The 22,276-nt window shown below is 65.7% G+C and carries 21 protein-coding genes and 1 pseudogene; 18 read left to right on the top strand and 4 right to left on the bottom strand.

Translation table 11 applies throughout. The features are described 5' to 3' along the window. The first annotated feature begins 9 nt into the window (after nucleotides 1-9). The 10 genes and pseudogenes from pcaB to ACEOAB_RS17835 all read left to right on the top strand — a co-directional run bounded on the left by pcaB (nucleotide 10) and on the right by ACEOAB_RS17835 (nucleotide 12,043). On the top strand, nucleotides 10-1,221 hold the full coding sequence (gene pcaB / locus ACEOAB_RS17880; protein WP_495653014.1) for a 3-carboxy-cis,cis-muconate cycloisomerase: 1,212 nt from the start codon (nucleotides 10-12) through the stop codon (nucleotides 1,219-1,221). Next, nucleotides 1,218-1,640: a carboxymuconolactone decarboxylase family protein gene (locus tag ACEOAB_RS17875; RefSeq protein WP_007828066.1), complete on the top strand. Its 423-nt coding sequence runs from the start codon at nucleotides 1,218-1,220 to the stop codon at nucleotides 1,638-1,640. The genes pcaB and ACEOAB_RS17875 overlap by 4 nt, the downstream gene beginning before the upstream one ends. Continuing rightward, nucleotides 1,637-2,860 carry a multidrug effflux MFS transporter gene (locus tag ACEOAB_RS17870; protein WP_413751311.1) on the top strand — a complete coding sequence of 408 codons (1,224 nt, stop codon included), beginning with the start codon at nucleotides 1,637-1,639 and terminating at the stop codon, nucleotides 2,858-2,860. Before ACEOAB_RS17875 ends, ACEOAB_RS17870 begins: the two co-directional genes overlap by 4 nt. Beyond that, complete coding sequence (locus tag ACEOAB_RS17865) at nucleotides 2,857-3,621, top strand: alpha/beta fold hydrolase (RefSeq protein ID WP_495653013.1); 765 nt, start codon at nucleotides 2,857-2,859, stop codon at nucleotides 3,619-3,621. Before ACEOAB_RS17870 ends, ACEOAB_RS17865 begins: the two co-directional genes overlap by 4 nt. Nucleotides 3,622-3,754: 133 nt before the next feature. Beyond that, nucleotides 3,755-5,638: a bifunctional sugar phosphate isomerase/epimerase/4-hydroxyphenylpyruvate dioxygenase family protein gene (locus tag ACEOAB_RS17860; protein ID WP_413750758.1), complete on the top strand. Its 1,884-nt coding sequence runs from the start codon at nucleotides 3,755-3,757 to the stop codon at nucleotides 5,636-5,638. Nucleotides 5,639-5,666: 28 nt separating this feature from the next. Then, nucleotides 5,667-7,076, top strand: a complete 1,410-nt coding sequence (locus ACEOAB_RS17855) for an MFS transporter (RefSeq protein WP_413750757.1) — start codon at nucleotides 5,667-5,669, stop codon at nucleotides 7,074-7,076. A gap of 46 nt (nucleotides 7,077-7,122) precedes the next feature. After that, on the top strand, nucleotides 7,123-7,806 hold the full coding sequence (locus tag ACEOAB_RS17850; protein WP_413750756.1) for a DsbA family oxidoreductase: 684 nt from the start codon (nucleotides 7,123-7,125) through the stop codon (nucleotides 7,804-7,806). A gap of 118 nt (nucleotides 7,807-7,924) precedes the next feature. Further along, entirely contained in the window at nucleotides 7,925-9,487 is a 1,563-nt protein-coding gene (locus tag ACEOAB_RS17845) for a DUF1800 domain-containing protein (RefSeq protein WP_495653012.1), read from the top strand. Nucleotides 9,488-9,634: 147 nt separating this feature from the next. Continuing rightward, nucleotides 9,635-10,845: pseudogene (locus ACEOAB_RS17840) on the top strand (DUF1501 domain-containing protein). A 73-nt stretch (nucleotides 10,846-10,918) separates the two neighbouring features. Next, nucleotides 10,919-12,043 (top strand): 3-deoxy-7-phosphoheptulonate synthase, encoded by a 1,125-nt coding sequence (locus ACEOAB_RS17835; RefSeq protein WP_413749437.1) that lies wholly within the window; start codon nucleotides 10,919-10,921, stop codon nucleotides 12,041-12,043. A gap of 486 nt (nucleotides 12,044-12,529) precedes the next feature. On the opposite strand, the gene ACEOAB_RS17830 is transcribed toward ACEOAB_RS17835, so the two are convergent. The 3 genes from ACEOAB_RS17830 to ACEOAB_RS17820 all read right to left on the bottom strand — a co-directional run bounded on the left by ACEOAB_RS17830 (nucleotide 12,530) and on the right by ACEOAB_RS17820 (nucleotide 15,026). Next, a complete protein-coding gene (locus ACEOAB_RS17830) occupies nucleotides 12,530-12,976 on the bottom strand; it encodes a hypothetical protein (RefSeq protein ID WP_413749438.1) in 447 nt (148 codons plus the stop codon). 165 nt (nucleotides 12,977-13,141) lie between these two features. Beyond that, nucleotides 13,142-13,708, bottom strand: coding sequence for a DUF2059 domain-containing protein (locus tag ACEOAB_RS17825; protein WP_413749439.1), 567 nt, complete (start codon nucleotides 13,706-13,708; stop codon nucleotides 13,142-13,144). 538 nt (nucleotides 13,709-14,246) lie between these two features. Then, nucleotides 14,247-15,026, bottom strand: a complete 780-nt coding sequence (locus tag ACEOAB_RS17820) for a trypsin-like peptidase domain-containing protein (protein ID WP_056522292.1) — start codon at nucleotides 15,024-15,026, stop codon at nucleotides 14,247-14,249. A gap of 678 nt (nucleotides 15,027-15,704) precedes the next feature. On the opposite strand from ACEOAB_RS17820, the gene ACEOAB_RS17815 reads away from it, so the two are divergent. The 8 genes from ACEOAB_RS17815 (at nucleotide 15,705) to ACEOAB_RS17780 (ending at nucleotide 22,008) form a co-directional block, all read left to right on the top strand. After that, entirely contained in the window at nucleotides 15,705-15,917 is a 213-nt protein-coding gene (locus ACEOAB_RS17815; protein WP_413749440.1) for a hypothetical protein, read from the top strand. Between the two features lie 60 nt (nucleotides 15,918-15,977). Beyond that, a complete protein-coding gene (locus tag ACEOAB_RS17810) occupies nucleotides 15,978-16,421 on the top strand; it encodes a cupin domain-containing protein (protein ID WP_413749441.1) in 444 nt (147 codons plus the stop codon). Nucleotides 16,422-16,500: 79 nt separating this feature from the next. Further along, nucleotides 16,501-17,106, top strand: coding sequence for a TetR/AcrR family transcriptional regulator (locus ACEOAB_RS17805; protein ID WP_413749442.1), 606 nt, complete (start codon nucleotides 16,501-16,503; stop codon nucleotides 17,104-17,106). A 97-nt stretch (nucleotides 17,107-17,203) separates the two neighbouring features. Continuing rightward, complete coding sequence (locus ACEOAB_RS17800) at nucleotides 17,204-18,205, top strand: NADP-dependent oxidoreductase (protein ID WP_413749443.1); 1,002 nt, start codon at nucleotides 17,204-17,206, stop codon at nucleotides 18,203-18,205. Nucleotides 18,206-18,242: 37 nt separating this feature from the next. Continuing rightward, a complete protein-coding gene (locus tag ACEOAB_RS17795; RefSeq protein ID WP_413749444.1) occupies nucleotides 18,243-18,947 on the top strand; it encodes an SDR family oxidoreductase in 705 nt (234 codons plus the stop codon). Nucleotides 18,948-18,989: 42 nt separating this feature from the next. Further along, the gene (locus ACEOAB_RS17790) at nucleotides 18,990-20,066 is read left to right on the top strand and encodes an alkene reductase (RefSeq protein WP_413749445.1); all 1,077 of its coding nucleotides are present in this window, start codon (nucleotides 18,990-18,992) and stop codon (nucleotides 20,064-20,066) included. Between the two features lie 10 nt (nucleotides 20,067-20,076). Continuing rightward, entirely contained in the window at nucleotides 20,077-20,934 is an 858-nt protein-coding gene (locus ACEOAB_RS17785; RefSeq protein WP_413749446.1) for an alpha/beta fold hydrolase, read from the top strand. Between the two features lie 39 nt (nucleotides 20,935-20,973). Continuing rightward, entirely contained in the window at nucleotides 20,974-22,008 is a 1,035-nt protein-coding gene (locus ACEOAB_RS17780; RefSeq protein ID WP_413749447.1) for an RNA methyltransferase, read from the top strand. Here the strand turns inward: ACEOAB_RS17780 and ACEOAB_RS17775 are convergent. Then, nucleotides 22,005-22,271, bottom strand: coding sequence for a helix-turn-helix domain-containing protein (locus ACEOAB_RS17775; RefSeq protein WP_413749448.1), 267 nt, complete (start codon nucleotides 22,269-22,271; stop codon nucleotides 22,005-22,007). The two genes, ACEOAB_RS17780 and ACEOAB_RS17775, sit on opposite strands and share 4 nt — an antisense overlap. Nucleotides 22,272-22,276: the final 5 nt, after the last annotated feature.

Raw genomic sequence — 22,276 nt, 5'->3', positions numbered from 1 at the left:
GGTCACCCCATGAGTATTTTCGAAGGTTTCCTCTCCACGTCCGAAACGCTCGGAGCCTTCAGTGACCGCGCTTTCGTCGACGCCATGCTGCGCTTCGAGGCCGCGCTTGCGCGTGCGCAGGCGGCCGAAGGGCTGATCCCCGAGAGCGCCGCGCATTCGATCGTCAGCAGCTGCAAGGTCGAGCTGTTCGACGTTGCCAAGATCGTGCGCGAGAGCGGCCGCGCGGGCAGCGTCGCGATTCCGCTGGTGAAGGCGCTGCGCGAAGCCGTGGGCCTCTTCAATGCCGAAGCCGCGCCCTTCGTGCATTTCGGCAGCACCAGCCAGGACGTGATCGACAGCGCGATGGCGCTGGTCACGCGCGAGGCGGTCGCGCTCGTCGAAGCCGACCTCGCCAAGGCCGCCGATGCGCTGCTGCGCCTGGCCGTCACGCACGCCGAAACGCCGATGCTCGCGCGCACGCTGATGCAGCCGGCCTCGGTCACCAGCTTCGGCTTCAAGTGTGCGGGCTGGGCCGCGCCGCTGGTGCGCAGCCGCATCCGCCTGCGCGACGCCGCGAGGCACGCGCTGCAGCTGCAGCTCGGCGGCGCCATCGGCACGCTGGCGCAGATGAAGGGGCAGGGCGCGGCCGTGCGCAAGCGCATGGCCAAGGAACTGGGCTTGGGCGACCCCGGCGCGACATGGCACACGCAGCGCGACGAATGGGTGGCGCTCGGCTGCGAACTGGGCCTTGTCACCGGCAGCCTCGGCAAGATCGCGGTCGACATCGCGCTGCTCGGGCAGTACGAAGTCGGCGAAGTTGCAGAACCCAGCGAGCCCGGCCGCGGCGGCTCGTCGGCCATGCCGCACAAGCGCAACCCGGTGGCCTCGATGGTCGCCATTGCCGCCGCGCACCGCGCACCGCAGCGCGTGGCCGCACTGCTCGGCGCCATGCCGCAACAGCACGAGCGCGCGCTCGGCGCCTGGCAGGCTGAGCTGGCCGAATGGCCGCAGCTGCTGATGTCCGCGCACGGCAGCGTGCGCGCTATGGCGGGCGCCTTGCCCGGCCTGCAGGTCGACGCCGCGCGCATGCGAGCCAACATCGATCGGCTGCGCGCCGAACTCCCGCGCGACGCGGCCGACGAATGGTTCGACCCCGCGCTCGCCCACAACGCCGGACAGACCGCAATCGCCGAAGTGAAGGCGCTGCAGGCCCGGCTCAACGACAAGGAACTCCCGCAATGACCGCCCCCGAAACTCCCGCCGAAGGCTACGAAGCCGGCCTCGTCAACCGCCGCCGCGTGCTCGGCGATGCCTGGGTCGACAAGTCGCTCGCCAACCGCAACGGCTTCAACGCCGAGTTCCAGGAACTGATCACGCGCCACGCCTGGAACGACATCTGGGGCCGCCCCGCGCTGGGCGACAAGACGCGCCGCTACATGGTGCTGTCGATGATGCTGGGCATCCATGCGTACGAAGAATTCGCCATGCACGTGCGCGCCGCGCTCGACGGCCCGCCCGAGTCGCGCCTCACGCCCGAGGACATCAAGGAAGTGATCATGATGGCCGCTATCTACTGCGGCGTGCCGGTGGCCAACCATGCCTTCGGTATCGCGGCCGGCATCCTGCGCGAGAAGGGCTTGCTGCCTGCGCTGCCCCAGTGAGCACGCCGGTCGCCCGCAGGAAGGGGCGGTTCGACGCCAGCTTCACCTTGCTGCTGCCGTTGCTGCTGGCGGCGCAGCCGATGGCCACCGACAGCTACCTGCCGGCGCTGCCGGCCATTGCGAAGGAACTCGGCTCCGCCAGCACCAGCCTCACGCTGTTCGTGCTGGCCTTCGGCTTCGCGCAGCTGCTGTGCGGCCCTCTGGCCGACCGCTTCGGGCGCCGGCCGGTGCTGCTGGCGGGGCTCGGCTGCTACGTGCTCGCGGCATTGGGCGGCGCGCTCGCGGGCAGCGTGACGCTGCTTGCGGGCTGGCGCGCGCTGCAGGGCTTCTCGATGGCGGCGATCCTCGTGTGCTCGCGCGCAGCGGTGCGCGACCTGTACCCCGCGCACGAAGGTCCGCATGTGATGGCGCGCGGCCTGACCGGGCTGGGCGTGGTCGGCCTGACGGCGCCGCTGCTTGGCGCGTGGCTGGTGCAGGGTGCGGGCTGGCGCTGGGTGATGGTCGCGATGGCGGTGTATGCCTCGGTGCTGTTCGCGCTGTGCTGGCGCTCGTTCGGCGAAACGCGCAAGCCGCCGGGCGAGGGCGAGTCGTCCGCGCCGCGCGGCAGCACGCGTGCCGTGTTCGCGAGCCGGTCCTTCCGTGCCTGGGCCTCGCTGGCGGCGGCGACGTGGGGCGGGCTGTTCTGCTTCCTGCTGCTGTCGCCGATGGTCTACATCGGCTACCTGGGCTGGTCGCCCGCGTGGTACGGCTGGATCCCGGCCGGCGGCTCGCTGGTCTACATCTTCAGCACCACCATGTGCCGCACGCTGCTCCGGCGCTACGGGCCGGTGCGCACCGTGCGGCTGGGCGCTTCGCTGAGCCTGGCGGGGGCGCTCGTCCAGGCGCTCGGCTGCTGGCTGATGCCGCTGAGTGCCGTGCCGCTGCTGTTCGGCCATGCCGTGTATTGCCTCGGCCATGGCATCCACCAGCCCTGCGGACAGGCGGGCGCGGTGGGTGATTTGCCGCATCTGGCGGGCCGGGCCGTGTCGTGGTCCGGCTTCGGCATGATGATGGTCGCGTTCTGCGTGGGCCAGGCGGCCTCGCATTTCGTCGACGCCGATTTTTCCCATGGCGCCTGGCCGATGGTCGTGCCCATGCTGCTGGCCGGCAGCGTGCTGGTGGCCATCGCGTTCTTCTGGCTGCCACGTCTTCAACACCCGAAAAAGGAAACCCCACCATGACCCGTCTGAATGTCGTCCGCGAAGGCGATGGTCCCATCGTCGTGCTCAGCCATGCGCTCGGCTGCGACCTGAGCATGTGGAACGGCGTGGCCGCCCAGCTCGCGCGCGCCCACACGGTGCTGCGCTACGACCACCGCAACCACGGCGCGTCGGAAGTGGTGCGCGGCGCGTTGCGCGTCGAGACGCTGGCGCAGGACGTGGCCGAGCTCATCGAGCACGAGGCGGGCGGCGAGCCGGTGCACTTCGTCGGCCTCTCGATGGGCGGCATGACGGCGCAGGCGCTGGCGGTGCGGCACCCCGAATTGCTGAAGACGGTGGTGATCGCCAATTCGGCCGCGCACTACCCCGATCAGTCCCCCTGGCGCGCGCGCGTCGAGACGGTGGCCGCCAAGGGCGTGGCCGCCATCGCACCGGGCGCCGTGGCGCGCTGGCTCACGCCGGCCTACGTGGGCACGCCGGAGGGCGCGGCCGCCGCGAAAACGCTGCACGACGTGCTGGTGCACACCGACGCGCAGGGCTACATCGAGAGCTGCAACGCCGTCGCGGCCATCGATTTCCGCGAGAGCAACCACCGCATGGCGGTGCCCACGCTGGTGATCGGCGGGCTGCAGGACGAGGCCACGCCGATGGCGATGTCGCAGGCCATGGCCGGGGCCATTCCGGGCGCGCGCCTCGTCACCATCGACGCCGCGCACCTGAGCGCGGTCGAACGCCCGGTGGAGTTCACGCAGCTGCTGATCGATTTCTGGCGCAGCCTTTGAAGGCTGCCAGCGAAGCCGGGAGCCTAGGTGTATCCCGTATTTCGTGCGAATGATGAACGCATGTGATCGATCATCGATCAATTGGCCTCTGAATTGATTGTGGCGAGGGCTGGGTATTCCTAAAGTCCACCCCATGCACCGCTCCATCGCCACCGTCTCGCTCAGCGGCACGCTCCGCCAGAAGCTCGAAGCCGTCGCCGCCGCCGGCTTCGACGGCATCGAGCTGTTCGAGGCCGACTTCATCAACTTCAAGGGCACGGCAGCAGAGCTGGGCCGCATTGCAGGCGATCTTGGCCTGAGCATCGACCTGTACCAGCCGTTCCGCGATTTCGAGGGCATGCCCGAGCCGCAGTTCCGCCGCAGCCTGGAGCGCGCCGAGCGCAAGTTCGACCTGATGGAAGCCATGGGCGCGCCGACGGTGCTGTGCTGCTCGAACACCTCGCCGCTGTCGGTGAACGACCCGGCGCTTGCCGCCGCGCAACTGCACGAGCTGGCCGAGCGCGCTGCGCGCCGCAACCTGCGCGTGGGCTTCGAGGCACTGGCCTGGGGCCGCCACACCTGGCTGTACGGCCAGGCCTGGGACATCGTGCAGCGCGCCGATCATCCGCACCTGGGCCTGATCCTCGACAGCTTCCACACGCTCTCGCTGAAGGACGACCCGACCGGCATCGCCAGGATTCCGGGCGACAAGATCTTCTTCCTGCAGATGGCCGATGCGCCGCTGCTGTCGATGGACGTGCTGCAGTGGGCGCGCCACCACCGCTCGTTCCCGGGGCAGGGCGACTTCGACGTGATCGGCTTCTTCGAGCAGGTGCTGCGCGCGGGCTACACCGGGCCGCTATCGCTCGAGATCTTCAACGACATCTTCCGCGAGACGCCGAACCGCCGCACCGCGGTGGACGCCATGCGCTCGCTGCTCTACCTCGAAAGCGAAGCGCGCGGGCGGCTGGTTGCCGAAGCCCCGATGCAGCCAGTGCAGGTGGAGCTGTTCAACCCGCCGCCGGTGTCCGCGCTGTCGGGCCTGTCGTTCATCGAGTTCGCGGCCGACGAGGCTTCGGCCGCAACGCTGGACACACTGGTGAAGCAACTCGGCTTCCGCCGCATCGGGAGGCATCGCTCCAAGGCCGTGACGCTGTACCGCCAGGGCGAGATCAACCTGATCGTCAACGCACAGCCCGATTCGTTCGCGCGCAGCCGCTTCGAGGCGCACGGCACCTCGGTGTGCGCGCTGGGCGTGCGCTGCGGCGACCCGCTCGCGGCCGTGGACCGTGCCACCGCCATGCGTTCGCAGCGGCACGACAGCCCGGTCGGCCCTCACGAGCTGCACGTGCCCGCCATCGTCGCGCCGGGCGGCAACCTCATTCACTTCGTGCCCGAGGCGCTGGGCGCCAACGGCCTGTACGAGGCCGACTTCGTCCTGCAGGACGAGGGCGCTGGTGCCAACGACGCCGGCCTGCAGCGCATCGACCACGTGGCCCTGGGCCTGGCGGTCGACCAGCTCGACACCTGGGTGCTGTTCACGCGCGCCGTGCTCGGCCTGGAACCCGGCGAGAGCCTGGAGCTGGCCGATCCCTTCGGCCTGATCCGCAGCCGCGGCGTCGCCAATGCGGACCGCAGTGTGCGGCTGGTGCTCAACGTGTCGCTGAGCCAGCGCACCCGCACCGCGCGCACGCTGAGCGTGACCGGCGGCGGCGCGGTGCACCACATCGCGCTGGGCTGCACGGATATCTTCGACTCGGCCGCGAAACTGCGCGCCAACGGCACGCGCTTCGTGCCCATCTCCGACAACTACTACGACGACCTGGCCACGCGCATCGACATCGCGCCCGAACTGCTGGCGCGCATGCGCGAAGCGGGCGTGCTGTTCGACCGTTCGCCGGCCGGCGACTACCTGCACATCTACACCGAGAACATCGAAGGCGGACTGTTCTTCGAACTGGCACAGCGCACCGCAGGCTACGACGCTTACGGCGCGCTCAACGCACCCGCGCGCATGGCATCGCAGGCGCAGGAATAGATTTTTTTCGTCAACCCGGAGACAAACCATGGCAACCACCACGGCCCACGAGCCGAAAGGCAAGCACCAGTCGAAGAAGGCCACCGCGAGCGGCTGGATCGGCTCGGCGCTGGAGTACTACGACTTCTTCATCTACGCCACCGCGGCGGCGCTGATCTTTCCGCAGATCTTCTTTCCGAAGGGCGATCCGCAGATCGCGATCATCGCGTCGCTCGCGACGTACGGCGTGGGCTACGTCGCACGACCGATCGGCGCAGTGCTGCTGGGCCACTGGGGCGACACGCACGGCCGCAAGAACGTGCTGATCCTGTGCATGTTCCTGATGGGCCTTTCCACCGTTGCCGTCGGCCTGCTGCCGACATATGACCAGGTCGGCCTGTGGGCGCCCGCGCTGCTGGTGCTGCTGCGCCTGATTCAGGGCTTCGCGGTGGCCGGCGAGATTTCCGGCGCGAGTTCGATGATCCTGGAGCACGCGCCATTCGGGCGCCGCGGCTTCTTCGCGAGCTTCACGCTGCAGGGCGTGCAGGCCGGCCAGATCATGGCGGCCGCCGTGTTCCTGCCGCTCGCGCACTACATGGACAAGGAGTCCTTCAACTCCTGGGGCTGGCGCATTCCGTTCCTGCTGAGCTTCATCGTCATCGTGGCCGGCTACATCATCCGCAAGGAAGTGGACGAGACGCCCGCCTTCGCCGAAGTCGACAAGAGCGCGGCTGTGCCGAAGGCGCCGGTGATCCAGGCCGTGACCGAGAGCTGGCCCGACATGGTGCGCGTGCTGCTGTGCTCGCTGATGAACGTGATCCCGGTGGTCGCGACCATCTTCGGCGCCGCCTACGCGGTACAGCCCGGCTACGGCATCAACTTCGAGAAAGACATCTATCTCTGGATTCCGGTGATGGGCAACATCGTGGCCGTGATCGTGATCCCGTTCGTCGGTACCCTGTCGGACAAGATCGGCCGCCGCCTGCCGATCGCCATCGGTGCCATCGGTTCGGGCCTGCTGTCGTTCGGCTACCTGTACGCCATCAGCATCCACAACGTGCCGCTGGCCATCGTGATGTCGCTCCTGATGTGGGGCGTGGTCTACCAGGGCTACAACGCCGTGTTCCCGAGCTTCTATCCGGAGATGTTCCCCACGCGCACCCGCGTCTCGGGCATGGCGATCTCGCAGAACATCGGCACCGCGATCACCGCGCTGCTGCCGGCGCTGTTCGTGGCGGTCGCGCCCCCCGGCGCCACCAACATCCCGCTGACCGTCGGAGCCATCACGCTGGCAATCTGCGCCATCGCCGCGATCTCGGCCTGGAGTGCCCGTGAAACCTACCGCGTGCACATGAACGACCTGGGCAAGCCCGACGCGGTCCCGGTCGACAAGGCCGAGTACGACATCCTGCGCGAGAAGACGCTGGCGGAAGCGCGCATGGCCAAGGCCGCGGCCTGAAGACCTTTCGCGTGCCAAGGGTTGTGGCGCCGTGAAGAATGGCGCCATGACTACCTCTTCTTCCCACCTCAAGATCGACTTCGTCTCCGATGTGTCCTGTCCCTGGTGCGCCGTCGGCCTGAGTTCGCTCGAGGCGGCGCTCAGGAACGTGGCGCCCGGGGTCACCGCGGAACTGCACTTCCAGCCCTTCGAGCTGAACCCGCAGATGCCGCCCGAAGGCCAGGACACCTTCGAGCACCTCAATCAGAAGTACGGCTCCACGCGCGAGCAACAAGCCCAGTCGCGCGAGATGATCCGCCAGCGCGGCGCTGCCGTCGGGTTCGAGTTCAGCCCCGAAGGCCGCCCGCGCGTCTACAACACCTTCAACGCACACCGGCTGCTGCACTGGGCCGAGCTCGAGAGCCCGGCCCGGCAGGCGGCACTCAAGAAGCTGCTGCTGAAGGCCTACTTCACCGACAGCCAGAACCCGTCCGACCCCGAAGTGCTGGTGCGCGCGGCGACCGAAGCGGGGCTCGACCCGGTGCGTGCGCGCCAGATCCTGGACAGCGACGAGTTCGCGCAAGAAACGCGCGAACGCGAGCGCATGTACACCGACGCCGGCATCCACTCGGTGCCCGCGATCATCATCAACGACCAGCACCTCATTTCCGGCGGCCAGCCCGTCGAGGTGTTCGAGCGCGCGCTGCGGCAGATTGCCGGCGCCGCGCCGCCGAGCGTGTCGGTAGCCTGAATTAGCTGACGCTTAGGCGCCTCCTGGCGCAGCGCTGCGAAGGTAAAGAGTGTCAACGCGCAGCGCGGAGCAGTGGTTGAGAGGAGCATTCTCTTCACGCTCACGCCCAGGAGTTCCGATGAATAAGAAAAGCCTACTCGGCGCCTGTGGGGGGGCGCTGCTCGCGGCCTGCGCGAGCGCGCCGGGAGACCATCGGCCACTGGTATCGGTATCGCTGCCCTCCGCCCCGGTGAACGAAGCCACGCGCCTGCGCTGGCTCGACCGCGTGAGTTGGGGTGCCAATGCGAGCAGCGATGCGCAGCTGGCGAAGCGCGGCCTCTCGCTGTGGATGCGCGACCAGCTCAACCCGCGGCCCGCGCCGTTGCCGCCGGCGGCGCAGGCGCAGATCGATGCCATGGCCATCTCGCGCACGCCGCTCGACCAGCTCGTCTCCGAACTCGACGCGCAGCGCAAGGCCGCCGACGCGCTGCCCGACGAAGAGCAGAAAAAGGCCGCGCGGCAGGCTTACCAGCAGCAACTCAACCAGCTCGCTCGCGAGGCACAGCAGCGCTTCGTGCTGCGCGCGCTGTACTCGCCCAACCAGCTGCAGGAGCAGATGACGTGGTTCTGGATGAATCACTTCAACGTCAACCTGCGCAAGGACAACATCCGCGCGATGGTGGGCGACTACGAAGAGAACGCCATCCGCCCGCACGCGCTCGGCAAGCTCCGCGACCTGCTCGGCGCCACGCTGCACCACCCCGCGATGCTGCGCTACCTCGACAACGCGCAGAACGGCGCCAACCGCATCAACGAGAACTACGCGCGCGAGCTGATGGAGCTGCACACGCTGGGCGTGGGGGGCGGCTATTCGCAGGCCGACGTGCAAGAGCTGGCGCGCGTGCTCACCGGCGTGGGCGTGAGCTATCAGCCGCTCGATGCGCCACCGCCCAACGTGCGGCCAGCTGTGCGTGCCGACTACGTGCGCAAGGGCCTGTTCGAGTTCAACCCGAACCGGCACGACTACGGGCCGAAGACGCTGCTGGGCCAACCCATCCAGAGCCATGGATTGGCCGAGGCCGACGAGGCGCTCGACCGCCTCGCGCGCGCGCCAGCCACCGCGCGCTTCATCTCGCGCAAGCTCGCCGTGTACTTCGTGTCGGACGATCCACCGCCCGCGCTGGTCGACCGCATGGCCGCGGCCTTCACGCGCAGCGACGGCGACATCGCCATCACACTGAAGTCGCTGTTCGAATCGCCCGAGTTCGCTGCATCGCTGGGCCGCAAGTTCCGCGATCCGGTGCACTACGTGATGGCCGGCGTGCGGCTCGCGTACGACGATCGCGTGGCGTCGAACGTGAACCCTGTGCTCAACTGGATCAACCGCATGGGCGAGCAGCTGTACGGTCACGAGACGCCCGATGGCTATCCGCTCAATGAAGCCGCATGGGCCAGCGCGGGGCAGATGAACACGCGCTTCGAAATTGCGCGTGCCATCGGTGCGAACGGCGCCGTGCTGTTTCGTGTGGACGACAAGGCGCCGCTGGAGAAGCCAGCCTTTCCGCCACTGGCCGAATCGCCAGCGGTTCGCGCGATGCAGGGCGGCCTGAGTGCGGATACGCGCGAGGCGCTGGCACAGGCGAAGAATCCGCAGGAGTGGAATACCTTCCTGCTGGCTTCGCCCGAGCTGATGCGCCGCTGATGTTTTTCTCCCTCCCCCGCTGGGGGAGGGCAGGGGTGGGGGCAAGCGGCGTTGGTTCCGCTTCGGGGCCTGATCGAGCGCCGCTTGCCCCCATCCCAACCTTCCCCCAGAGGGGGAAGGAGCAAGGCAAAGAAAGGACACACCGTCATGCAACGTCGAGAACTCTTGAAGCTCATGGCCGCCGCCCCGTTCGCAGGCGCCGCCGGCCAGTTGATGGCCGCGCCCGCCGCCGAAGGCACCAAGCTGCTCGTCGTGTTCCTGCGCGGCGCGTACGACTGCAGCAACCTGCTCGTGCCGACCAGCAGCGACTTCTACTACGCCTCGCGACCCAACATCGCCATCGCGCGCCCGGCACACCCAACGGCGCGCTGCCGATCGACGGCAACTGGGGCCTGCACCCGGCGCTCGCGCAAACCGTGATGCCGCTGTTCCAGCAGAAGCAGGCGTCCTTCATCGCCTTCGCGGGCACCGACGACCTCACGCGCAGCCACTTCGAGACGCAGGACTCCATCGAACTCGGCCAGGCGCTCGACAAGCGTCGGGACTACCGCTCGGGCTTTCTCAACCGGCTGGCCGGCGTGCTCGGCGCGGGGCCCGTCACCGACGTGTCGCCCATCGCCTTCACCGACCAGCTGCCGATCTCGCTGCGCGGCAACGCCAAGGCCGCCAACATGGCGCTCGCGGGCAACGCGCGCTCGGCCCTCGACGCGCGGCAGAGCCAGGTCATCGCGGCCATGTACCGCAACACCGCACTCGCGCAGCCCGTGGCCGAAGGCTTCCAGGTGCGCGACGAAGTCATGCGCGCCGTGCAGGCCGAGATGGACGCGGCCAGCCGCAACGCCATGAGCGCCAAGGGCTTCGAGCTCGTGGCGCGCCGCATGGCGCTGCTGATGCGCGACCGATTCGACCTGGGCTTCGTCGACGTCGGCGGCTGGGACACGCACGTGGGGCAGGGCGGCGCCACCGGCTACCTTGCCAACCGTTTTGAGGAACTGGGCCGCGGCGTGGCCGGCTTCGCGCAGGAGATGGGCGAGGACGCGTGGCGCCAGACGGTGGTCGTCGTCATCAGCGAGTTCGGCCGCACCTTCCGCGAGAACGGCAACCGCGGCACCGACCATGGGCACGGCACTGTGTACTGGGTGCTCGGTGGCGGGCTGTCGGCGCAGGCGGGCGGGCGCGTCGTGGGCGAGCAGCAGGCGCTGACGCAGGCGACGCTGTTCGAGAACCGGGACTATCCGGTGCTCAATGAATACCGGGCGGTGTTCGGCGGATTGTTCAGGCGGATGTATGGCTTGTCGCCGGCGCAGCTTGCGAAGGTGTTCGACGGGGTGGCGCCGAAGGATCTGCAGCTGGTCTGACGGGCGGATCGGCCATGGGGCCTTCGAGTGGACAATCGAGGAAGCTCCATTCGAAACCACAGCCACGACCACCATGCCCCGCCTCGACGACCCCCTCCACGACGCCGAAGTCGGCTCCCGCGACAGCACGCTCGACACTACGCGCATCGACGACGTGCGCATCGGTGCCGTCCGTCCGCTCATTACCCCCGCGCTGCTGCAGGAACGCGTGCCCGTGCGCGACAACACGCTGGCGCTGGTCGAACGCAGCCGTGCGGAAATTGCCGACGTGCTGCACGGCCGCGACGACCGGCTGGTGGTCGTGGTCGGCCCGTGCTCCATCCATGACCACGACCAGGCCATCGAATACGCACAGCGCCTGAAGACCGTTGCCGATTCGCTGCAGGACGACCTGCTCATCGTGATGCGCGCCTACTTCGAGAAGCCGCGCACCACCGTGGGCTGGAAGGGCTACATCAACGACCCCCACCTGGACGGCAGCTTCGCGATCAACGAAGGGCTGGAGCGCGCGCGGCGCCTGCTGCTCGAACTGACCACCCTGGGCCTGCCGACCGGCACCGAGTTTCTCGACCTGCTGAGCCCGCAGTTCATTGCCGACCTGATCGCCTGGGGGGCCATCGGCGCGCGCACCACCGAGAGCCAGAGCCACCGGCAACTGGCGTCGGGCCTGAGCTGCCCGGTCGGCTTCAAGAACGGCACCGACGGCAGCGTCAAGGTCGCGGCCGACGCCATCCTCGCGGCCCGCGCGCCGCATGCCTTCATGGGCATGACCAAGATGGGCATGGCGGCGATCTTCGAGACCCGCGGCAACGACGACTGCCACGTGATTCTGCGCGGCGGCAAGGCCCCCAACTATTCGGTGGCGGATGTCGCGGCCAGCTGTGAGGCGCTGCTGGCGAATGGCCTGCGGCCGCAGGTGATGATCGATGTCTCGCACGGCAACAGCAGCAAGCAGCACCAGCGGCAGATCGTGGTCGCCGAAGACGTGGCAGCGCAGATCGCGGCCGGCGAGCGGCGCATCACGGGCCTCATGATCGAGAGCCATCTGGAGGAAGGACGGCAGGATCTGAAGCCTGGGGTTGCGCTGAAGCATGGGGTTTCGATTACCGATGCCTGCATTGGGTTTGCGCAGACGGTGCCGGTGCTTGAGGGGCTGGCTTCGGCTGTGAAGGCGCGGCGGCGGGTGTTGAAGGGGTGAGGCTGGAGGGGGCCTGTTTGCTTGCGGGTGCTACTCGCACGACGTGGGCGTCGGGTAGTTTCAGACTGGGTGCCGTCCTAAGGTCGCGACGCCTGAATGTCGCAATCGGGCCCAAAGCACGCGTTCACGGGACGATTTAACGGTGTCGGAATGAGGCACGCGCGAATGTCCAATGGCGCGACGTGGCAATGTGCGACGGTTCAACGGCGAACTGCTGGAACGTCAGATGGCGCCCGCGGAGCAACACCAATGGCCGCGGGTTCCACGCGCTAAGGTGCAGTCGCGTTCCGCAGCAGTCGTGATGAGTGGAAGGGGTCGGGCGACCGGCATAGGCTTGGATGCGGCCAGCTGCAAGGCTCACGAAGGACAGCCGCATCACTCCGGAAATGGGCAAATGGTCGCATTCACCGTGGCCTCTAGGGAGCACGTCCGAGCGACTTACCAACCTTCGTTGAAGAAAGGCGACCTTGGGAGCAGATCATTTTTTCATGATCTGTCGGCAAGCTTTTTACAGAGGCCTGCTTGCAAATGTCCTTTAATTGAGCCCGCCGCCGGGTAACTCTTAAGAAGCGAATCAGCCGTATCAGGGATTTCCTGTCCTACTCCAGTGGCCATAGGTCCGGTAAAAACTACGCGATTTGTTATTTGCTGACCACCATCATCGCAACTTAGACTTAGCGTGTATCTCTGTGAAATCGTGGGAGGATCTCCAACGTTTGATAGGGCCAATACTTTCACCAATTGATTTTTCGTGTCATAGACAACCTTCGTCGCGTCGATGTACATGTCTGTTGTCATTCCGCCAGCATTGACGGGCGCAATAATTTGTATGAATTCGGCTTTGCTTGAGGTAAATGAAGCCGCAATAACCAATGAAAAAAGAGGCTTGAAGCAAACGCGACGAATACTAATGAAACGATTCGAGAATTTCAAAGATGGCTTTCTATTGGTTAAATAGAATGTACGCAAAAGTTTACGAGGGCGTCAGTCGTCAGACCACCGATGCGGCCAAACACCGCTTGACTCGCTCCAAATTCAACGCCCGCTTCGGAGCATAGGCGAACGGCAGGTCTTGGCCGTGTCTTGCCGGTCGGTCCCTTACTTCGGGTCCTCGCGATACTTGGCGGTGAGAGCTCTGAATTCCTTGCGAAATTCGACGTCGGCTTGGTCACCAATGAGGGTCAACTTCTTGTTCATCTCCGTCAAGACCGTGCCGGACGCTTCAATGGTCGCGCGTTGAATTCGTTTTCCCGTTTCGGAGGAGTAGAAGGCAATCGCTGCGTGCAGGTCCGAATCGCTGAGATTTCGAGCGAAGCCTTCGGCAAAGTCGCGATAGAAATCTTCGCGGCCTATTGCATCGCATTTCGTTCTCTCGTTCTTGGCGTATATGAGTTCGACCTCGGGCCAGTATGCCGACTGTGGAGACAGACCTCCAAAACTGCCTGGGCTCGCTATGAACGCTTTGCGTGCTTTCGATGGCAGATCATTGAGGCATCGTTGGGAGGACTCTGCCCAAGTCTCCTTGTAGCCGACTAACTCAAGGTACCGCATCGCAAGCGCCGCGCGCTGCTCCGAAAGGGCGACCGGGCCACTGGAAGATTGTGCGTTCGCAGACAGTGCGAACACGGCGGCAATAGCGCAGGCGAGTACACGGCGGTGCAGCATAAAAATTCTCCTCATGTTGGTTTTTTGCTCGCAGGATAGCGAAGGGAATACGATCTCTTCCTCATTTTTGAAACCTGAGTGCACGGATCACCTTGACGATTCAGAATCAGTAGCAACCAGTAATTCTGACGCACGCCTTGAACGTCCGTTTCTCTGATCGGGCCAGTTTGTCGAGCGCAGAGTATCTCGGTATTTGGCTTCGTCAAACAGAACGTCTCGGTGCAGTTCACGCTTCTCTACGCAGTCGGTCCCGACCCAGAGGCCTGCGCTGCACGCATTGGTCAGACGGAGCGGAGAGCCACGCTCTTGGACGCGCCGATGCTCTTGGCCGAGGCCGTGTGAAAACATTCGGTGCGCATGTTTTTGAGGGCCATCAGACCCTTCCCTTGTCTTCGATCGTCGATCCTGACTCGATCTGAGAGGTCGACTTCCGACATGACCAGCAGAGTGGTGAGTTTTCACACAGCCTCGACTGATTGCGGTCGTTGAGGGCAGTACGCCTAGACGCCCAGTAGAGACTGGTTGAAGGGAATCAGGCTCAGATCTCGGCTCGGGAGCCGCCATCAATGATCTCATCGATGACTCTGCTCTTCCAGACGATGCCAAGCTGAGCCTCAAGCTCCGACGCTCCGAGCAGCCTGCCCGAGTAGACGCCAACAAACATATCGCCTTCGCCGAACCAGTCTTCGGCACTTACGGCGGGTGTCGTCGGATCACTCTTGTGAAAGCCACGGTAGCGCAAGATCACCGGCGAACCCGACATTCCTTGGCGAGTAGCTGTGTCCACAAGAAAGCTTGGCGCAGATGTCCCCGGTTCGCTAGCAACACTTGCCCGCTTCCATATAGGCAAACCTACAACGTCCTGAATGCCAAGGGGGTACCCAAGAACGAACACGTCGTGAGAAACACGCAGAGTCATTTCCGCCTCGGCAAGGTCGTTCATGGCGCACGTTCTGAGCGACGCGGGAATCTCAACCGGCAGCACCGCTACGTCTACCTGATTCTGCAAGCTTGGGTGATGGAGCCAACGCGGGTTGCCACCGTCGTCTAGCAACGGAAACGAGTGCCACACTCGCTCAATGAAATCGGACGCCTTCAGGGCGTAGCATTCAACTCGGTCAGGGATGCCGCAGTTCTTGTCCAGTGGTTCGAGTGTCTGAGCATTCCGGCCGGATAGGACGTGCCAATTCGAAACCAGGTACATGCTCTCGTTCCGCCGATAGAAAAATGCGGTTGCCGTTGACAAGCCAGTGGCCCCAAACGCAGTCTTGGTGAAGATGGGAATTTGCGAGCAGAAGTCGGTGCGTACTGTGGTCATTTGCGAATTCTCGCCAATCCCGTGCTGAGGGGCGGCTCCGCTGCTATCGAATGATGGCTGCTGAACACAGGAAATCGCAGTATCGAGGGGTTCGAGACTCGTTTCAATCCGATGGGGCAGCGAGCCGCCGTCTTGGCCGGATTGGCCGGATTGGCCCGCGCCCGGCTAGTCGGTCGCTGGTTAGTTGTTGAACGACTGCGTCCGCCGCAAAACCGCCTCTCACACAGCCGTCACGGCAACCGCATCCTAGGTCTCTCAACTTGACGGACTCTCCAAAGAACACGTACATTGCCCCTGCCTCGCGATGAGCGAGGCCGGGTTTGACAGCCCGCTGACATCCTGCGACGAAAGCCGCAGCCACCGCACTGGTCTGCGGCTTTTTCGTTCGCGCTTCCTTTTTAGGCGGCTCGAACGGGAGGGCTCGCGCCCTGCCGGTTTCCGCAAGGATGTCCCGGTCTGTCAACCCGTTCGAGCTGCCGCCCTCGTTTGACAGCGGGTGCGTCGGTTATTGCAAATCGACATCCTTGGAGGCCCATGGCCCATGCTTCAAACGCCGGCTGCTCCTGCACGCCCTATCGTCCTGCCGCCCAATTCAAATTCTTCGAATGGGTACAAGCCGAGCGGCTCGGCCCCTCGCAACAAAGCCAAGCCGCATTCCTCAATGACGCACGCGACGCCGTGCAAGGCGCACACACGCTGGTCCAACTGCTTGCCTGGGACGAAGACCGCCGCGATGCCGCCTTGTCCGACGCAGACCCCGCGCCGCTTTTCGACGCATGCCAGCGCAGCGCGCTGCAGCGGTTTCTTTCGGTGTCGCTGGGCCTGCTTCATGCCCGCATCGAAAGCCAGTGCGAGGCGCTGACGCAGGAGGGTACCCTCCGCGCCGCCTGACAGCTTGTGCCCCCTCCATGCGGCGCGCAGAATCACGGCCCCGCGTTGGAGGAATTGACCATGACGATTCCGTACTTTGTCCTGACGCCTGACCGGCGTGAAGTTCCTTTGAACGTGCTTGGCACGCAGGTGACGGTGCTGGCGTCGAATGCGACGACGCAGAGCTATGGCATCACCTTCCAACGGGGTGACGAAGGCACGGGGCCACCGCCGCACAGCCACGACTGGGACGAAGCCTTCTACATCCTCGGAGGCGAGGTCGAGTTTCTCTGCGACGGCCACGTGCACATGTGCCAGCCCGGCACGCTCGTCCATGTACCGCGTGGAACGGTGCATGCCTTTCACTACGGCAAGGGCGGCGGGCAGATGCTCGAGATCACCGGGGAGGGCGCCTTGGCCGCCCAGCTGTTCACCGCGATCGATCGCGAGATTCCGGCGGGGCCGCCTGATATTCCTCAGCTGCTGGAGGTGCTCGAGCGGAATGGGGTGACCGTCGCGGCCTGACCGGGAGGAGGCGGCCGCAGCCGGGCGGTCATCTGCCGGCTCCAAACCGTGCCGCGTGCGCATGGCATACGAATGTTGTATGATGCGTATCATGCGAAATATCAGGCCCAACACCAGAGCTGCCGCCAAGGATGCAACGCACGAGCGCATCGTGTCCGTGGCCGCCCGCGCGATCCGTCGCAGCGGCTACGACGGGACCGGGGTCTCGGACATCATGAAGGAGGCCGGCCTGACGCACGGCGCCTTCTATGCCCACTTCGCGTCGCGCGAGACCATGCTGGCCGAAGCGGCGGGGAGGGCGTGTGCGGAGTCCGCTGCCGCCGCGGCCGACGTCGTGGCCAGCGTGCCCCCTGGCACGGCGCTCGCATCCATGCTGAGCGCCTATCTCTCCAGGGAGCACCTCGAGAATGTCGACATCGGTTGCCCCCTGGCGGCGCTGGGTTCCGAGACCTCGCGGCAGGCGCCCGAAGTGCGCCGCGTAGCGACCCGGCACATCAAGGAAATGATCGACCTCGTCGCCCGCCAGTTGCCGGACTGGGGACAGCCCGGAGCCCACGAACGGGCACTCGTGACCCTCTCCACCATGGTGGGCGCCTTGCTGCTGGCGCGTGCAGTCGACGAGCCTGCGCTGTCTGACAGCCTGCGCAAGGCCGCGCACAAGCACCTGACCTCCGTCGGCAGCTGAATCCGTTGATGGATGGATGTCGCCCTTTTGTTCGCCTTTTAATATGATGACCGTAATGCCAAATGCAGTGTTTAGTGACGGAGAAACAAGGAAGACCATGAAAGCATTTGTGCTGGAGCGCTACGGGAAAAAGCGCGCCTTGCAATCGACAGAATTCCCGATCCCTGAACTGCGCGACGACGAAGTCCTGGTCGAGGTTCATGCCGCCGGCGTGAACCTGCTGGACGCCAAGATCAGGGACGGAGAGTTCAAGCTCATCCTGCCCTATCGCCTGCCGTTCGTCCTGGGCCACGACGTGGCTGGCGTGGTGGTCGAGGTGGGCCGGCGCGTGCAGCAGTTCAGGCCCGGCGACGAGGTGTATGCGCGGCCGGATGATTTCCGGATCGGCACCTTCGCCGAATTCGTTGCGGTCAAGGAGGCATCGCTTGCGCTCCGGCCCAAGGGCCTCACGATGGTCGAAGCCGCCTCCGTCCCCCTGGTGGGCCTGACGGCATGGCAGGCGCTGGTCGAGAAGGCCAAGCTGAAGAAGGGGCAGAAGGTCTTCATTCAGGCGGGCTCCGGCGGCGTAGGCACTTTCGCCATCCAGTTGGCCAAGCATCTGGGCGCAACCGTCGCCACGACGACGAGCGCAGGCAACGTTGCGCTTGTGAAGAGCCTGGGCGCAGACGTGGTCATCGACTACAAGACGCAGGACTTCGAGGATGTGCTGCGCGACTACGACGTGGTCCTGAACAGCCAGGATGGCAAGACACTCGAGAAGTCTCTTCGCGTGCTCAAGCCCGGCGGAAAGCTCATTTCCATCTCCGGACCGCCGGACCCCGAATTCAGCAAGGGAGTCTCGGCACCCGGGTTCGTGAAACTGGTCATGCGGCTGCTGAGCTCGGGCATCAGGCGAAGGGCGAAAAGCCGCGGCATTGGCTACTCGTTCCTCTTCATGAGGGCGAACGGAGGCCAGCTGCGCGAGATCACCCGGCTCATCGAGGCCGGGGCCATCCGCCCCGTGATGGACCGGGTCTTTCCTTTCGAGGCGACCAACGAGGCCCTGGCCTATGTCGAGTCTGGCCGCGCGAAGGGCAAGGTCGTCATCAAGGTCAAGTGAACCTGATTCCCAACCAACTCATTTTTTGGAGTCTCCCATGAAGATCGAAAACGCTGTCGTCCTCGTCACCGGGGCCAATCGCGGCATTGGCCTGGCCTTTGCACGCGAGTTGCTCGCCCGTGGCGCCCGCAAGGTCTACGCCGGTGCACGCGACCCCGTCACCGTCACGCAAGCCGGTGTGCAGCCCCTGCGGCTCGACGTCAACAAGCCGGAGGACGTGGCGGCCGCCGCGGAGCTGGCGACGGATGTGACGCTCGTGATCAACAACGCCGGCATTGCACAGCCCGGCGGCTTTCTCGCAGCCGACAGCGAAGACGTGGCGCGGCGCATCTTCGAGACCAACTTCTTCGCCGTGCTGCGCATGAGCAAGGCCATTGCACCGATCCTCAAGGCCAACGGCGGCGGCGCGTTGCTCAACGTGTTGTCGGTCGCCTCGTGGGTGAACGGCGGCGAACTGGCCGCTTATTCGGCCAGCAAGTCCGCGGCCTGGTCGCTTACCAACGCACTGCGCAACGAACTGGCGCTGCAGAAGACGCAAGTTCTGGGGCTGCACATGGCCTACGTCGATACCGATCTGACACGCGGGTTCGAGGTGCCGAAGTCCAGCCCGGAGGAAATCGTCAAGCGCGCGCTCGACGGGCTCGAGTCGGGCCTCGACGAAGTGCTGGCCGATGAGCTCACTCAGCAGGTCAAACAAGGGATGACGGCGGCCCGGCCGAGCTACCTGCCGCAGGCGTCCTGAGGCAGGCATTCCTCGAGCAACCCACCCATCCAAAGGATTCCCATGCTTTTCGAACCCCTGGCTACCGCTTCGCTCCAACTCGCCAATCGCATCGTCATGGCACCAATGACGCGCAGCCGCGCCGTCGAAGCCAACACCCCCAACGCGTTGATGGCCGAGTACTACGCCCAGCGCGCTTCGGCGGGCCTGATCGTCACCGAGGGCGTCTCGCCGTCACCCAACGGCCTGGGCTACGCACGCATCCCCGGACTCTTCAACGATACGCAGGTGCGCGGCTGGAAAGCGGTCACGGACGCGGTCCACGCCCGGGGCGGCAAGATCTTCGTGCAGCTCATGCACACCGGCCGCGTGACCCACGCGGCCAACCTGCCGGCAGGGGCGGAAGTGCTCGGGCCGACGGCAGACGCCTGCCCCGGCGAGATGCACACCGATGCACAGGGCATGCAGCCGCACAGCGCGCCGCGAGCGATGTCTGCGGCCGACATCGACCACGCTGTAGGCGAATACGCGAAGTCGGCACAACTGGCCATCGAGGCGGGATTCGATGGCGTCGAACTGCATGCCGCGAACGGCTACCTGATCGAGCAGTTCCTCAACGCCAATGTGAACCAGCGCACCGACGCCTATGGCGGCAGCATCGAAGGCCGCAATCGCTTTGCGCTCGAAGTTGCCCGAGCGACGGTGGCGGCCATCGGTGCTCATCGCGTCGGGATCCGGCTGTCGCCCCATGGCGTGTTCAACAGCACGGGCGCCTTTGCCGATGTGCAAGCCCAATACCTGGCGCTCACCCAGGCGCTGTCGGAGCTGGGCCTGCAATACCTGCACCTGCTCGACCATTCGGCCATGGGTGCGCCGCCGGTGCCCGCCGAGTTGAAGTCGCAGCTTCGCGCTGCGTTCCGGGGGCTGTTCATTCTTGCGGGCGGTTTCGACCGCGCAAGCGCCGCCAGTGCGCTCGAGGCCGGCCAGGCCGATCTCGTCGCCTTCGCCCGCCCGTTCCTCGCCAACCCCGATCTGGTGGAGCGGCTGCGGGCCGATGCGGCGTTGAATGCCGTGGACATGGCGACGTTCTATACGCCCGGCCCGAAGGGCTATACCGACTATCCGGCTCTTGCAGCCTGATGGCGACACCATGACTACGCCGCAGACATCGAAAGTCACCTGGAAAGACGTTCCAACGCGGACGGTCACTGCAGGTGGCGTGGAGTTCGCCTACCGGGAGCTCGGTGCCGACAACGGTGGTACGCCGCTCGTGTGCCTGATCCACCTGGCGGCTGTCCTGGACAACTGGGACCCTCGGGTCGTCGACGGGCTCGCGGCAAGGCATCGCGTGATCACGTTCGACAACCGGGGCGTCGGCGCGTCCAGCGGCAAGCCGGCGTCTTCGATGGAAGAGATGGCCAGGGACGCCATTACCTTCATCAAGGCCATGGGGCTCGAACAGGTCGACCTCTTCGGGTTCTCGATGGGCGGAATGATCGCGCAGGAAATCGTGCTGATGGAGCCGGGGCTCGTGCGCAGGATGATCATCACGGGCACAGGCCCCGCCGGCGGCGAAGGCATCGGCAAGGTGGCCCGCGTGACTTACCTCGACATGCTCCGAGGCTTGCTCACGCGCCAGGATCCGAAGCAGTTCCTGTTCTTCACCAGGACCCCCGCCGGCATCCGTGCCGGCAAGGAGTTCCTGCAGCGCTTGAAGGAACGCTCCGCGAACCGTGACAAGGAAATCACCGTGGCCGCGCTGCAGGCGCAGTTGAAGGCGCTGCGCCGGTGGGGCGCGAAGAAGCCCGTGGACCTGTCGAAGATCCACCATCCCGTTCTCGTCGCCAACGGCGACAGCGATCGCATGGTTCCGAGCAAGAACACGTACGATCTGGCGCAGCGGCTTCCGAACAGCGAGCTCGTCATCTATCCGGATTCGGGCCACGGCGCGGTGTTCCAGTTCCACGCCGACTTCCTGAGCAAGGCGCTTGAGTTCCTTGCGCGATGACCGGCGGCGGACCGGCTGCCGTGCACAATCTGCCCCAGCATGCGAATCCACGAACTGAAACGCCGACTGCGCGAAGCCGGAGCCGGCCCCAGCCACGAACAACGCATCCTGCGGCTGTGGTCCCACGCGCTGCCCCGGGACAGCGGCAGACGCCTGCCGGGGACCTTCTTCCCGTCGTCGTTGCTGGCTGCCTTGCCGTCCATCGAAGCCGAGCTTGCGGGGCTGGCGCGCATCCACGCGGTGCATCCCGGTGCCGATGGTTCGGAGCGGCTGCTCGTCGCCCTCGCGGACGGCCAGACCGTGGAGAGCGTGTTGCTGCCCCGCGATGGCCTGTGCGTCTCCTCGCAGGTCGGGTGCGCCGTCGGGTGCCAGTTCTGCATGACGGGCCGTGAAGGTTTGCTGCGCCAGGTGGGAAGCGCCGAGATCATTGCCCAGGTCGCCCTCGCGCGCACGCGCCGGCCGGTGCGCAAGGTGGTGTTCATGGGCATGGGCGAACCGGCCCACAACCTCGACAACGTGACGGAGGCGATCGACCTGCTCGGCACGGTGGGCAACGTCGGCCACAAGAACCTGGTGTTCTCCACCGTGGGCGATCCACGCGCGTTCGAGAGGCTGCACCAAGAACGCGTGAAGCCCGCGCTGGCGCTCTCGTTGCACACGACCAAGGCAGAACTGCGCAGAAAGCTCCTGCCACGCGCGCCGAACATGACGCCCGAAGAGCTGGTCGCCGCAGGCGAGCGCTATGCGCGGGCCACCGGCTACCCGATCCAGTACCAGTGGACGCTGCTGGAAGGCGTCAACGACGGGCAGGACGAGATCGAAGGCATCGTCAAACTGCTCTCCGGCAAGTACGGCGTGCTGAACATGATTCCCTTCAACGCGGTCGATGGCGTGGCGTTCAGCCGCCCGTCGTGGGAGCGCTGCGAACAGATGGCCCGCACGCTGCACGAGCGGGGCATCCTGACGAAGCTGCGCAATTCAGCCGGCCAGGATGTCGACGGCGGATGCGGCCAGTTGAGGGCGCGCGCAGCCGAAGTGCAGGTGCTGTTTCGAAAGGCCGAAGACCGGCGCTAGGCCGACCCGCCCGCGTCCGGGTGCTGCAGCTTCGCCGAGATGCCGTAAAGAGCCAGCATGCCGAGCACATGCCCGATGGCGACGCCTGGCTCGCCCGACTCGATCCGTGCGATGGTCTGGACGTGAACGCCCAGGCGTGCGGCAGCGGCGGCCTGGCCCTCGCCGGCACTCGTGCGCGCCAGCTTGGCGGCAGCGCCCAGCTCCTTGATCGCTTGAATAGCGTCGCCCCCGATCTCTGCGGAAATTCGTTTGCCTTTGGCCATTTCCG

It is taken from the genome of Variovorax sp. Varisp53 (assembly GCF_059491555.1).
This window is presented reverse-complemented; position numbering and strand designations above follow the sequence as displayed.

Excerpts from the sequence above, each read along its gene's own strand:
- pcaB (WP_495653014.1), top strand. The coding sequence starts at position 10 with ATGAGTATTTTCGAAGGTTTCCTCTCCACGTCCGAAACGCTCGGAGCC.
- ACEOAB_RS17875 (WP_007828066.1), top strand. The coding sequence starts at position 1,218 with ATGACCGCCCCCGAAACTCCCGCCGAAGGCTACGAAGCCGGCCTCGTC.
- ACEOAB_RS17865 (WP_495653013.1), top strand. The coding sequence starts at position 2,857 with ATGACCCGTCTGAATGTCGTCCGCGAAGGCGATGGTCCCATCGTCGTG.
- ACEOAB_RS17860 (WP_413750758.1), top strand. The coding sequence starts at position 3,755 with ATGCACCGCTCCATCGCCACCGTCTCGCTCAGCGGCACGCTCCGCCAG.
- ACEOAB_RS17855 (WP_413750757.1), top strand. The coding sequence starts at position 5,667 with ATGGCAACCACCACGGCCCACGAGCCGAAAGGCAAGCACCAGTCGAAG.
- ACEOAB_RS17850 (WP_413750756.1), top strand. The coding sequence starts at position 7,123 with ATGACTACCTCTTCTTCCCACCTCAAGATCGACTTCGTCTCCGATGTG.
- ACEOAB_RS17845 (WP_495653012.1), top strand. The coding sequence starts at position 7,925 with ATGAATAAGAAAAGCCTACTCGGCGCCTGTGGGGGGGCGCTGCTCGCG.
- ACEOAB_RS17835 (WP_413749437.1), top strand. The coding sequence starts at position 10,919 with ATGCCCCGCCTCGACGACCCCCTCCACGACGCCGAAGTCGGCTCCCGC.
- ACEOAB_RS17825 (WP_413749439.1), bottom strand. The coding sequence starts at position 13,708 with ATGCTGCACCGCCGTGTACTCGCCTGCGCTATTGCCGCCGTGTTCGCA.
- ACEOAB_RS17820 (WP_056522292.1), bottom strand. The coding sequence starts at position 15,026 with ATGACCACAGTACGCACCGACTTCTGCTCGCAAATTCCCATCTTCACC.
- ACEOAB_RS17810 (WP_413749441.1), top strand. The coding sequence starts at position 15,978 with ATGACGATTCCGTACTTTGTCCTGACGCCTGACCGGCGTGAAGTTCCT.
- ACEOAB_RS17805 (WP_413749442.1), top strand. The coding sequence starts at position 16,501 with ATGATGCGTATCATGCGAAATATCAGGCCCAACACCAGAGCTGCCGCC.
- ACEOAB_RS17800 (WP_413749443.1), top strand. The coding sequence starts at position 17,204 with ATGAAAGCATTTGTGCTGGAGCGCTACGGGAAAAAGCGCGCCTTGCAA.
- ACEOAB_RS17795 (WP_413749444.1), top strand. The coding sequence starts at position 18,243 with ATGAAGATCGAAAACGCTGTCGTCCTCGTCACCGGGGCCAATCGCGGC.
- ACEOAB_RS17790 (WP_413749445.1), top strand. The coding sequence starts at position 18,990 with ATGCTTTTCGAACCCCTGGCTACCGCTTCGCTCCAACTCGCCAATCGC.
- ACEOAB_RS17785 (WP_413749446.1), top strand. The coding sequence starts at position 20,077 with ATGACTACGCCGCAGACATCGAAAGTCACCTGGAAAGACGTTCCAACG.
- ACEOAB_RS17780 (WP_413749447.1), top strand. The coding sequence starts at position 20,974 with ATGCGAATCCACGAACTGAAACGCCGACTGCGCGAAGCCGGAGCCGGC.
- ACEOAB_RS17775 (WP_413749448.1), bottom strand. The coding sequence starts at position 22,271 with ATGGCCAAAGGCAAACGAATTTCCGCAGAGATCGGGGGCGACGCTATT.